Source organism: Phocaeicola sp. RTP21198st1_B8_RTP21198_201120 (genome assembly GCF_040929485.1).
Lineage (GTDB): Bacteria > Bacteroidota > Bacteroidia > Bacteroidales > Bacteroidaceae > Phocaeicola > Phocaeicola dorei.
This window is the reverse complement of the sequence record NZ_JBCOCI010000064.1, coordinates 1-13,250: the sequence shown is the minus strand read 5'-3', so window position 1 is coordinate 13,250 and position 13,250 is coordinate 1. Positions and strand designations below refer to the sequence as shown.

Here is a 13,250-nt window from a genome sequence, read left to right as displayed (position 1 = left end):
TTCATTTACGGGTGTATTGTTCAATTTCGGGTTCAACCTCTGTATTGTCCACACTTTCCCACTCAATCGGTTTGAATTTCTCTTGTAACCATTGGAATACCACAAACAATACGGGTACGATAAAGATCTGGAAAATCATACCAATCAACATACCACCAATAGCCGAAGCTCCCAAAGTACGGTTACCATGAGCACCAACTCCCATAGCCAACATCAACGGAATCAAACCTACAATCATGGCCAATGAGGTCATTAAGATCGGTCGCAAACGGGCCGCCGCACCCAAGACCGCAGCCCAGGAAATACTCATTCCCTGCTTACGGCGATCCAAAGCAAACTCTACAATAAGAATGGCATTCTTCGCCAACAACCCCATCAACATGATCAATGCAATCTGCATATAAATATCATTTGACATGGTTCCTAAAATCATCTTCAAAGCCGGAATATTTCCCAATGCTGCAAATCCGTTTACAAACAGGAAGCTACCCAACAGACCGAACGGTACTGAAAGCAATACGGACAAGGGCAGAATGTAACTTTCATACTGTGCACTTAGCAACAAGTAAACGAATACAAAACACAGAATGAAGATGATACCTGTGGAACTGCCACTGGTAGATGCCTCTTCACGAGCCATACCTCCCAACTCATAACCATAACCGGTAGGCAAATTCTCTTTGGCAACTTCCGCAATAGCCTGCAAAGCCTGTCCGGAAGTATAGCCACTGGCAGGAGCCACCATCACTTTGATAGAAGTATAAAGATTGAAACGGCTGATAACATCCGGTCCATATACTTTCTTGACAGAAACGAACTGGGAAATAGGAGCCATCTCATTCCCATTACGTATCTTGATACTATTCAAAGATTCCAGATTCTTAGTTGCTTCGGGTTCCGCCTGAATCATAACACGATACATCTTACCGAAACGGTTGAAGTTAGAAGCATACAAACCACCGAAATATCCCTGCATGGTAGTTAGAATATCACTGGGGCTGATACCTGCCTTTTTACAAGCAGCAGCATCAATATCCAACATATATTGGGGGAAGTTCGGGTTGAAGGTAGTCTGAGCCGAATTAATTTCGGGACGTGCCTTCAACGCATCCATATAGTCCAAAACGACGTCATAAAAATGATTCAAGTCTCCACCGGTCTTATCCTGCATATTCAACTCGATATCACTGGATGCCGAATAACCCGGAATCATAGGAGGAGCAAAGAACAATACCTGCGCATCCTTGATGATCTTCTGTGCACGCATAAACAACGTACCTACCACAATATCCGAATTCTGCATCATGGAACGTTCTTCCCAATCTTTCAGTTTAATAATGATAGAACCGTAAGAAGGACCCTGACCACCAATAAAACCGAAACCGGAAATCACCGTGCGGGAATCTACAGCCGGTTCGGCAGCCACCAAGCTGTCTACACGGTTTAAGATTTCCATTGCACGTTCCTGTGAAGTACCAGGAGGCAGTGTCACTGCACCCATAATGGTACCGGTATCTTCATTAGGCACCATGCCCGTCGGAGTAACCTTCATAAAGAATACCAACAAAATGATAGAAGCGGTAACCAACCCGAATGACAACCATTTCTTATGGATAAAGAACACTACATGCTTCTTATACTTCTTCAATATAGAATCATAAGCCGCATTAAAGGCTGTATGGAATCGTTCCACACGAGTCATCTTCTTTGTTCCATGTCCTTCATCATGCGGTTTCAAGAAAATAGCGCACAATGCTGGTGACAAAGTCAACGCATTTAAAGCAGAGAAACCTATAGCGATAGCCATAGTGATACCAAACTGACGATAAAACGTACCAGCGGTACCTCCCATGAAACTTACCGGAATGAACACAGACATCATGACTAATGTAATAGAAACGATAGCGCCACCCAATTCGCTCATGGCATCAATAGAAGCCTCACGGGAAGACTTATATCCCTGATCCAACTTGGCATGAACCCCCTCGACGACGACAATGGCATCATCGACCACAATCGCAATGGCAAGCACCATCGCCGAAAGAGTCAGCAGGTTCACACTGAAACCAATCAGTTTCAGCACAAAGAAAGTAGCCACCAGCGCCACCGGAATGGCAATAGCCGGAATCAGTGTTGAACGCATATCCTGCAAGAAGATATATACCACAATAAACACCAAAATAAATGCTTCAATCAATGTCTTAATTACCTCATGGATAGAAGCGAACAAGAAGTCATTGGCATTTTGGGCAATATTGATATTCAAACCTGTCGGCAGTGATTCCTGTGCCTTTGCAAGCACTTCCTCCAAATTAGAAATAGTTTCGGTAGCATTAGTACCTGCCATCTGATAAACGATACAAGATACAGCCTTGTGGCCATTTACCGTATTATTGAATGTATAAGCCAGACGCCCTAATTCTATATCGGCTACATCTCCCAAACGAAGTACATTACCATCCGGCAAGGCCTTGATAACAATATCTTCAAATTCATTTGTTTGCTGCAAACGTCCTTTATAACGGATCGTATATTGGAAAGTCTGATCACCACGTTCACCGAACTGTCCCGGAGCCGCCTCAATATTCTGTTCGGCCAATGCTGCCGAAACATCAGTAGGAACCAGTTTGTACTGTGCCATCACATCCGGTTTCAACCAGATACGCATAGAATAATCCTGTCCCAACACATTAGCGTCACCTACCCCCTTTACACGCTTGATTTCAGGAATCAAGTTAATATTAGCATAGTTTTCAATGAACTCGATATTATACGAGTCGGTTTCATCATACAATGAAAAGACCATCAACATGGAGTTCTGGCGTTTCTGAGTAGTCACACCCACTTTGGTTACTTCAGCAGGCAACAATCCTTGTGCCATAGAAACACGGTTCTGCACATTAACAGCCGCCATATCCGGATCTGTTCCCTGATTAAAGTAAACGTTAATATCGGCAGCACCGTTATTGGATGCTGATGACTGGATATACATCATGTTCTCCACGCCGTTTATCTGGTCTTCCAACGGAGCAATGACCGAATTCAATACAGCTGTGGAGTTCGCACCGGTATAGGTGGCACGTACCTGCACCGTAGGAGGTGCAATATCCGGATATTGCGTAACCGGCAATGTAGCAAGTCCGATGATACCCAGAATAACTATCAAGACGGAGATTACCGTTGATAGCACCGGACGGTTAATAAATCTATCTAGTTTCATTCTCTATATACCTTATTTATATAAACGAAGTTAATCTGTTTATTTTTGATTATTTAAAGGCCGTGGCAATATTTCCTTCCTTCTGATCTTTCAGGTGTTGTTGATATTTCGCCTCTTTCTGTTCCGGAGTAATCGGAGTAATTGTTTGTCCGTCCTTCAACGTTTGTACACCTTCAACTACAATTTTATCGCCGGGCTTCAAACCACTGGTAACAATATAATTCTTACCGTCACTCAAATTCGATACCTTGATCTCAGTATGCTTCAATGTATTATCCGACTGAAGCACATAAACAAACTTTTTGTCCTGAATTTCCTGTGTAGCCGACTGAGGAATCAAAATAATATCCTCCATAGTATAAGGGAAAATTACATTAGCCATACCACCACTACGCAATACAAGCTGTTTGTTCGGGAAAACGGCACGCATACTTACCGAACCGGTAGTCTGATCAATAACACCACTTACAGCGTCAATCTTACCTTCTTCAGTATACATCGTACCGTCAGCCAACTCCAATTTCACAGCCGGCATCTTCTCCAGTTGTTCTTTCAGTGTGCCACCGGCTCTTGTTAAACCCAACAACTGCTTTTCAGTCATAGAGAAATACACATACATTTCACCGATTTCACTCACGGTAGTTAACGGTTGTGTAACCGAAGGACTCACCAAACTACCAATACGATACGGGAATGTACCCACCACACCATCTGAAGGACTGGTCACTGTACAGAAACCTAAATTCTGACGAGCGCTGGTCAACTGAGCCTCAGCTTGTGCCAAACTGGCTTTTGCAGAAAGCAATTGGTCTACTGCGCTTTGATACTCAAAATCACTGATAATTTTCTTATCATACAAATTTTTCTTCTGTTGTTCGTTCAAAGTCAGCGTATTGACATTCGATTTTGCCATCTCTACAGCAGCTTTTGCCTGACGTTCGGCAGCCGCATACTGTGTAGGATCGATCTGAAAGAGTGCCTGACCTTTCTTTACCGTTGCACCTTCGTCTACACAAAGCTTTACGATAAAGCCGGAAACCTGAGGACGCACCTCGATATCCTGAACACCTTTGATGGTAGCGGGATAAGAAGTAGACTGCTGGCTGGCTGTAGACTGTACAGCCACGACGGTAAACTCGTCATCACCCAACTTCATACCGCTCTGACCGCCTCCACAACTGCTTAAAACGGCCATTGCCGCCGTAAATATCGCGAGGCGGCTCCATGAAAAACATTTCATACTATTTACTGTCATCTTCATAACTAATATTATTGAACTTTACTTATTTATCGAATTAACAGAGGTTTATAGAAAACTTTTTGAACCCAATTAGTTTTTACTGCCGCAAAATTAGTCATTTTTCCGGCATTTGTTCGCTTAGCCCATTAGCTTTAACTATAAATAACGTGCGCAATAGAAGGATACTGATTATGTAAAATATATTTCACATATATTCAATCTGTTTCCAGATCTAAACAAGTAAACCATACTATAACTCATACATAATACGGACATGAATGAAACTATTTTTTCACTATCTTTGTCCTACAAAACACGAAAGAATGAAATCTGATTTTCACACTGATCAAAACTAATACTTTAAAAATCATCAATTCGACATCATTTTACACTCTTTAGACTTCAAATTATAATTTTATTTGTATTTTTGCCACCAATTTAAAACGACATCTAATTAAAAGAAAAAGATTATGGTCAAGATTACCAAAGAAGCTGCTTTGCTATACCACTCGCAAGGCAAGCCCGGAAAGATTGAAGTTGTACCGACAAAACCGTACAGCACACAAACAGACCTGTCACTGGCTTACTCTCCCGGAGTAGCTGAGCCTTGTCTGGAAATAGAGAAAGACCCACAAACTGCATACGACTATACTGCGAAAGGCAACTTAGTAGCCGTTATTTCTAATGGTACAGCCGTTTTAGGACTAGGCGACATAGGTGCATTGAGCGGAAAGCCTGTCATGGAAGGTAAAGGATTGCTTTTCAAAATCTATGCAGGTATTGATGTTTTTGACATCGAAGTGAATGAGAAAGACCCTGAAAAATTTATTCAGGCAGTAAAGGCCATCGCTCCCACTTTCGGAGGTATCAATCTGGAAGATATCAAGGCTCCCGAATGTTTCGAGATAGAAAACCGGCTGAAAGAAGAACTGGATATCCCAGTAATGCATGATGACCAACACGGTACAGCTATCATTTCATCCGCCGGCTTATTAAATGCATTGGAAGTTGCCGGAAAGAAAATTGAAAATGTAAGAATCGTAGTAAATGGTGCCGGAGCTTCAGCCACTTCCTGTACAAAACTGTACGTAGCATTAGGAGCACGGAAAGAAAACATTTTGATGCTAGACAGCAAAGGCGTGATTACCAGTGACCGTCCTAACTTGACAGAAAGTAAGAAATTTTTTGCTACTGACCGTCGCGATGTACATACATTGGAAGAAGCCATCAAAGGCGCAGATGTATTTTTAGGACTATCAAAAGGTAATGTGTTGACTCAGGATATGGTCCGCAGCATGGCAGATCATCCTATCGTATTCGCATTAGCCAATCCGACTCCGGAAATCTCTTACGAAGACGCCATGGCATCCCGCCCCGATGTACTGATGTCTACCGGACGTTCAGACTATCCTAACCAGATCAATAACGTAATTGGTTTCCCCTATATTTTCCGCGGAGCTTTGGATACTCAGGCCAAAGCTATCAATGAAGAAATGAAGCTGGCTGCCGTGCATGCTATCGCCGATTTGGCAAAACAACCTGTTCCCGACGTAGTGAACGAAGCCTACCATGTGAATAATTTTACTTTCGGTCCTGATTATTTCATCCCGAAACCGGTTGACCCTCGTTTAATTACCGAAGTTTCCATGGCTGTGGCAAAAGCAGCAATGGAATCAGGAGTGGCACGCAAAAACATCACCAACTGGGAAGCCTACAAGACCCGGCTGCGCGAATTGATGGGACAAGAAAGCAAATTAACCCGTCAACTTTACGAAACAGCCCGTCGCGCCCCACAGCGAGTAGTATTTGCCGAAGGTATCCATCCTACCATGTTAAAAGCTGCAGTAGAAGCCAAAGCCGAAGGAATCTGCCATCCTATCCTATTAGGTAATGACGAGCGCATCGAGAAACTGGCAAAAGAACTGGATCTGAGCTTGGAAGGAATTGAAATCATCAACCTTCGTCATGACCGTGAAGCTGAACGTCGTGAACGTTATGCTCGCATCCTCTCGGAAAAACGCGCACGCCAAGGAGCCAACCTCCAGGAATCCAACGACAAAATGTTCGAGCGTAACTACTTTGGTATGATGATGGTTGAAACGGGAGAGGCCGATGCATTCATCACCGGACTATATACCAAATATTCCAACACGATCAAGGTAGCGAAAGAAGTTATCGGCATCCAACCGGAATATAAACATTTCGGTACAATGCATATCTTGAATTCAAAGAAAGGTACTTACTTTGTAGCCGATACTCTGATTAACCGTCACCCGGACACCGACACGCTGATTGACATCGCTAAATTGTCAAAGAAAACGGTAGAATTCTTTAATCACACTCCGACAATGGCCATGCTGTCTTACTCCAACTTCGGCTCAGATACAGAAGGCAGCCCGGCTAAAGTACATGATGCGGTGGACTACATGCAGAAAGAATATCCGGAACTGGCTATAGATGGTGAGATGCAGGTCAATTTTGCACTGAACACTAAATTACGTGATGAGAAATATCCCTTCACACGTTTGAAAGGTAAAGAAGTAAACACGTTAGTATTCCCGAATCTAAGTTCCGCCAATGCTACCTACCAGCTCATTCAGTCTATGAGTGAAACTGAGGTAATCGGCCCGATACAAATGGGATTGAACAAACCTATCCATTTCACTGATTGTGAAGCTTCCGTACGCGATATCGTAAACATCACTGCGGTTGCGGTTATTGACGCTATCGTTGACAAGAAAAAGAAAGAAAAATAAATAACATTCACCACAGGTTGCATAGATTTACACAGATTATTAGTTATTAGTACCAGCAAATTCTATCTGTGTAAATCAATGCAATTTGTGGTGAAATTATATTCAATTCGTTAAAACAATACTATGAGAAGAAAACCGCTTTCCCTCCCACAAATCGTAATCCTAGCCCTATTATGGATTACCATTTGCTATATTATTCTAACAGGAAGCGAACATATTGACGGTCCTTTAATACTATCCATTATCATTTCGGGAGCTTTAGTCTTTATTCCACTATTAAAATATCTCAAGGAAAGAGAAAAATAATCTTTTATCCGCTTTTTAGCTTACATTTTGTACAGATTGATATTTTTACATGCATTTTCTTTATAATTTGTTGCACATTTCAATTTTTATCTATAATTTTGCGCCATCAAAAGAAACAAGAAGAATTAATTAACAATTATAAAAAGAAGTAGATTATGAATGCAGCTAAGGTATTAGAAGATCTGAAAAGAAGATTCCCCAATGAGCCTGAATATCATCAAGCGGTAGAGGAAGTACTAAGTACAATCGAAGAAGAATACAACAAACATCCCGAATTCGATAAGGTAAACCTGATTGAACGTTTGTGTATTCCTGATCGTGTGTATCAATTCCGTGTAACATGGATGGATGACAAAGGTAACATCCAGACAAACATGGGTTACCGCGTACAACATAATAATGCCATTGGTCCCTACAAAGGTGGTATCCGTTTTCACTCTTCTGTAAACTTGGGAATTTTGAAATTCCTTGCCTTCGAGCAGACATTCAAAAATTCACTAACTACTCTTCCGATGGGTGGTGGCAAAGGAGGTTCCGACTTCTCTCCGCGTGGCAAATCAAACGCTGAAGTAATGCGTTTCTGTCAGGCGTTCATGTTAGAATTATGGCGTCATATCGGTCCTGAGACTGACGTACCTGCAGGTGATATCGGTGTAGGTGGCCGTGAAGTAGGTTTCATGTTCGGCATGTACAAGAAACTCTCTCATGAATTCTCCGGTGTACTGACCGGCAAGGGTCGCGAATTCGGTGGTTCTCTGATTCGCCCTGAAGCAACCGGATATGGTAATATCTATTTCTTGATGGAAATGCTGAAAACCAAAGGCACAGACCTGAAGGGAAAAACTTGTTTGGTTTCAGGTTCAGGTAACGTAGCTCAATACACGGTAGAAAAAGTAATAGAGTTGGGCGGTAAAGTAGTTACCATGTCCGACTCAGATGGTTACATCTATGATCCGGATGGAATAGACCGTGAAAAATTGGATTTCATCATGGAACTGAAAAATTTATACCGTGGACGTATTCGTGAATATGCTGAAAAATATGGTTGCAAATATGTAGCAGGCGCTCGTCCTTGGAGTGAAAAGGCAGATATCGCATTACCCTCTGCCACTCAGAACGAATTGAACGGTGATGAAGCCAAACAATTGGTTGCCAATGGTGTCATAGCTGTCAGCGAAGGTGCAAACATGCCTTCTACCCCTGAAGCTATCCGCGTATTCCAAGAAGCCAAAATCCTGTATGCCCCGGGCAAAGCAGCCAATGCAGGCGGCGTATCTGTATCTGGATTGGAAATGACTCAAAATTCTATCAAACTAAGCTGGAGTCAAGAAGAAGTAGATGAAAAATTGAAAAGTATCATGAAAAATATTCATGAAGCTTGTGTACAATATGGTACTGAAGCAGACGGTTATGTAAACTATGTGAAAGGTGCTAATGTAGCAGGATTCATGAAAGTAGCCAAAGCTATGATGGCTCAAGGTATTGTTTAATAAAAACCATTCCTTTATTATTAAGTATATTTGCAGTTCAAGGTGCGGGAAAGACAATTTTCCGCACCTTTCTATTTTGAATGCAAACACTTTCACGGAAAATCAGTACCTTTGCAATCTGTTATGTATAAGAACAACTATTAAATTACAAATTCATGAAGCTGAAAAACTTATTCACCTGCACAGTAACAGGACTGCTCCTTTGCACCTCCTGTATCAAGGACGAAGCCCCCAATGCGGAAGCGGACATCTTGAGCTGCATCCTCCCTGCCGAGATGCTAACAGGTACAGACATTGACTATAACCGTCCTTACGACAAAAGCCTGAATGCTTACCCTATTTACATAGAAGTAAACAACGGCACCGACTTGACCCGACTAGCCCCCACTTTCGAGCTGACTGAAGGAGCATCTATCGAACCGGCCAGCGGAAGCACACAGAACTTCACCAACCCAGTGCGCTATACTGTAACATCTGAGGACAAGAATTGGCACCGCACCTACGCTATCAATATCCATTATCCAGAAACCAAAAGTATCCCGACGGTCTTTAACTTTGAAAACGTAAAAACTGTACCTTATAATAAAAATGAATATTATGTGCTATACGAAGCAGCCTCTGGCTACTCCACACTGACATGGTCCAGTGGCAATCAGGGATTTGCCTTAACCGGAAGCGGTTACGCTCCGAATGACTTCCCCACCAGCATCAGTCCAAACGGCCGCACAGGTAACTGCTTGCAACTGATTACTCGCGAGACAGGAAGCTTGGGGACTCTGGTAGGTATGCCCATTGCAGCAGGTAACCTGTTCATTGGCAGTTTCGACATAGGCTCCGCCATGAGCGATGCGTTGTCTGCAACCAAATTCGGAACAACCTTCTATTACGAACCCATTAAATTGGTCGGCTACTACAAATACAAGGCAGGACCAAAATTCTATGAGAACGGAGAATATACTAACCGAAAAGACGTTTTCAATATCTATGCCCTGTTTTACGAAAAGACCAAAGATGTGCAGATGCTGGACGGTCATATCACAAAGAACAATTACGAGCATGAAAACATGGTAGCCGCTGCTGTCATAACCGACACGCATGAAACAAGCGAATGGACCCGCTTTGAACTGGAATTCGACTATGAGCATTATGGAAAAACAATAGATCCTCAAAAATTGGCAAACGGAGGATACAACGTCAGCATTGTCCTGTCGGCAAGCAAGGACGGTGATGTATTCCAAGGCGCACCGGGTAGCACCCTGCTTATTGATGACCTGGAACTGGTATGCAAACAACCACTTAGATAAAAACAGATATGAAAAAATATACATTAACCCTGATACTGGCTTTGGTAAGCCTCGGACTGTATGCGCAGACAAACAGAAACAAAACAATCATCAATGCAGCATTGCATGGTTGGGAGTACGAAATCAAAGCGGGAGTCAACCTAGGAGGTACCGCCCCATTGCCTTTCCCCGAAGAAATACGCAGCATAGACGGATATAATCCAACCCTGTCTATCACTATCGAGGGAAACATGACCAAGTGGCTGGACTCGAAAAAAAAATGGGGGATCATCACTGGACTGCGTTTGGAAAATAAAGGCATGCGTACCAAAGCAACTGTGAAGAATTACAATATGGAAATCATAGGCTATGACGGAAACCGCCTAAAAGGAAACTGGACCGGAGGAGTACGCACCAAAGTACAGAACTCTTACATCACCATCCCCGTACTAGCAGCCTACAAACTGAATCCACGCACCACGCTGAAACTCGGTCCGTACTTTTCTTATCTGATGGACGGAGATTTCAGTGGTCATGTATATGAAGGCTATTTACGTGAAACCAATCCCACCGGAGACAAGATAAATTTCACCAACGGAGCCATTGCTACTTACGACTTCTCCGGCGATCTACGCAAGTTCCAATGGGGAGTTCAGGCAGGTGTGGATTGGAAAGCGTTCAAGCACCTGAAGGTACACGCCGACCTGAATTGGGGCCTGAACGATATATTCAACAAAGATTTCAAGACCGTTACTTTTGATATGTATGCCATCTACCTGAATGTAGGATTCGGGTATGCGTTCTAATCCAAAAGTTTTCCACCACTGAAGATTTGTTATTCTACTCCCCCTTATCTTACTTCAATTTCCCGATAAACAACACATTTCTGAAGTAGGATAAGGAGGAGTAGTGGTTTATTTACAAAATCATGAGGGAAGACTTTTACTCTTAAAGGATCATTTTGTTCTCCGGCAACTTTTAGAAGTGTTCTTGACATATCAGTTTTTTTCTCTAGAAAGTTGGGGACGTTTATACCCTCATGCTCTCACTACATGTATAATATGTTAATTATAAATGACTTATACATAAGTAGTAATAATATATGCTCTCACTTATACTCTCATGCCCTCATTACGTTCCGAAACAGATATTCTCGTAATCTACTTGTTTTCAGCTATATATTCTTTTTTATAAGTTGTTTCGACTTGATACAAAGTAGATATTTTCAGGATTTTTCCTCGCAATAATACGCATAAAGACTTTGTACTTCCACAGAATGATAGCTTACAAAGTCCCAGTAGTAGTAAAAAAGATCAAGACGTTTTTAAAAAAGCTCTTGATCTTTTTAAAAGCTCTTGATCTTTTTAAAAAACGTCCTTATCTTTGATGTAGAATTTTATTTGAGACATATAAGATTTCACATACGTCTATATAATTCTATACAGATATACGTACAAAAATCCATTTTCTGATATGAGAAAAACAGTGTGTCCATTACACTTCTCATATTTTTACAGGTGATCCTAGTTGTAGTAGAAAATAAAAAAACTTTGCTCAGGTAATCGAAGGTGAAATACAAAAATAAAAATAACTATGAAAAAAGGCGAAGAGAGGTAGCTCTCTTCGCCTTACTACTATACAAATAATTTCAGCTTTTCTTCTTTACTTAACAAAGTTCAAACCAATCTCCACTTTAGTAGTAGATTCTATGATCTCAGGAAAAGCTTTCAACATTGGCTCAGCTAAACCAGCCATATCACCGAAATCAGGGTCTTTTTTCATCAATTCCACCAGCATAGCAACCACTTCTTCGTCTGACAGCAAAGGAACAACTAGTGTTTTCAACAAAGGCAACAGTAATTCTGTATTCAGATATACACTTAAAGCATCCTCTGTTTGTTCAAAAGCTACAGGTACACCATTCACTAACATAGGATACAACATTTGAATGGCCTGCTGGATAACTGTCTGAATATCAACAGCTCTCCCTGCATTATTGACAGCAGCGATGATAGCAGCAGGATTCAGAAACACCTTTATCTGATTGTCATTCTCTACTACGTATTGAGCCAAGTTTACAGGAGACTTCGTCCATTCTGTACCACCATTAGCAGCATCTTTATAAGTAGCCACGATGTTACCGTCTTCCATGAAAGTGACATCCTGCAAAACTGTTCCCAACATATCAGTAGCGGAAACTTTATTTTCTGCTCCAACAGCAATCAGCGGCATGCGTAATGCGATTTTCAAAACCGACTCAACCGGTATTTCAAAAGAACCGAAAAGAGGAATTCCTTTTTCTGACTCCCATACCAGACGAACAGGATCCGACTCTTCTACTTCCTGGTTATACGGTTTCAACTTCCAAGTCATTCCAGCCAGTTTCGCATTCTTCAATTTCACTTCACTCAAAGCCAGCTCCATAGCTCCGGCTGAAACCTCACCTTTATAAGAGAAAGTACAATAATCTGTTTCTGATGTACCGGCAAAAGAACATTGATCACCATTGATAGTCAAATCAACCGGCAAGGTAACCACCGGACTTCCTGGTAACACACCGGGAGCAGTAGGCATCGATACCTCTTCACGAGCTGCAGCACTCTTTGCTTTCCCCAAGATGCCATTTAAGTCAAATTCCCCTTCCAAACGTAGAGTTGCCTTCTGAGCATTGGTTGCATCGGGAGTAAAAGTAACTTTCTTACCCAGCATCGGCGCACCATTATATGTAAGTTGCAAACCGTTTTCACCAGTAAAAGTTGTCTGAGGCACAGGATTTACCACTTTTTCATCATCATCACTACACGATGCAAACAATGTCACCGAACAAATCACTGTAAACAGGTAATAAAATAAATTTTTTTTCATTGTCTAATTATTCTTTAACCTTAATTCCGCAACACTATTATAAATTAAACTTTTTAAGTACCTGAGCAACAAAAAGTTGCTCAGGATTTT

Annotated in this window: 8 protein-coding genes; 5 read left to right on the top strand and 3 right to left on the bottom strand. The window is 41.8% G+C overall.

Features of this window, described 5'->3' with window-relative positions:
• Position 1 precedes the first annotated feature (1 nt).
• Positions 2-3,220: an efflux RND transporter permease subunit gene (locus AB5935_RS18025; RefSeq protein WP_007831234.1), complete on the bottom strand. Its 3,219-nt coding sequence runs from the start codon at positions 3,218-3,220 to the stop codon at positions 2-4.
• 49 nt (positions 3,221-3,269) lie between these two features.
• Positions 3,270-4,481, bottom strand: coding sequence for an efflux RND transporter periplasmic adaptor subunit (locus AB5935_RS18020; protein ID WP_007843393.1), 1,212 nt, complete (start codon positions 4,479-4,481; stop codon positions 3,270-3,272).
• A 449-nt stretch (positions 4,482-4,930) separates the two neighbouring features.
• Here AB5935_RS18020 and AB5935_RS18015 point away from each other — a divergent pair, with 449 nt between their 5' ends.
• From AB5935_RS18015 to AB5935_RS17995, 5 genes are all read left to right on the top strand, one after another.
• On the top strand, positions 4,931-7,216 hold the full coding sequence (locus tag AB5935_RS18015) for an NADP-dependent malic enzyme (protein WP_007831232.1): 2,286 nt from the start codon (positions 4,931-4,933) through the stop codon (positions 7,214-7,216).
• A gap of 123 nt (positions 7,217-7,339) precedes the next feature.
• Positions 7,340-7,522: a hypothetical protein gene (locus tag AB5935_RS18010; RefSeq protein ID WP_007831230.1), complete on the top strand. Its 183-nt coding sequence runs from the start codon at positions 7,340-7,342 to the stop codon at positions 7,520-7,522.
• A gap of 155 nt (positions 7,523-7,677) precedes the next feature.
• The gene (locus AB5935_RS18005; protein WP_007831228.1) at positions 7,678-9,012 is read left to right on the top strand and encodes an NADP-specific glutamate dehydrogenase; all 1,335 of its coding nucleotides are present in this window, start codon (positions 7,678-7,680) and stop codon (positions 9,010-9,012) included.
• 155 nt (positions 9,013-9,167) lie between these two features.
• On the top strand, positions 9,168-10,316 hold the full coding sequence (locus AB5935_RS18000) for a PCMD domain-containing protein (protein ID WP_007831226.1): 1,149 nt from the start codon (positions 9,168-9,170) through the stop codon (positions 10,314-10,316).
• Positions 10,317-10,324: 8 nt separating this feature from the next.
• Positions 10,325-11,101: a porin family protein gene (locus tag AB5935_RS17995; RefSeq protein ID WP_007831225.1), complete on the top strand. Its 777-nt coding sequence runs from the start codon at positions 10,325-10,327 to the stop codon at positions 11,099-11,101.
• A gap of 856 nt (positions 11,102-11,957) precedes the next feature.
• Here AB5935_RS17995 and AB5935_RS17990 read toward each other — a convergent pair.
• Positions 11,958-13,160, bottom strand: coding sequence for a DUF4925 domain-containing protein (locus AB5935_RS17990; RefSeq protein ID WP_007855744.1), 1,203 nt, complete (start codon positions 13,158-13,160; stop codon positions 11,958-11,960).
• Positions 13,161-13,250: the final 90 nt, after the last annotated feature.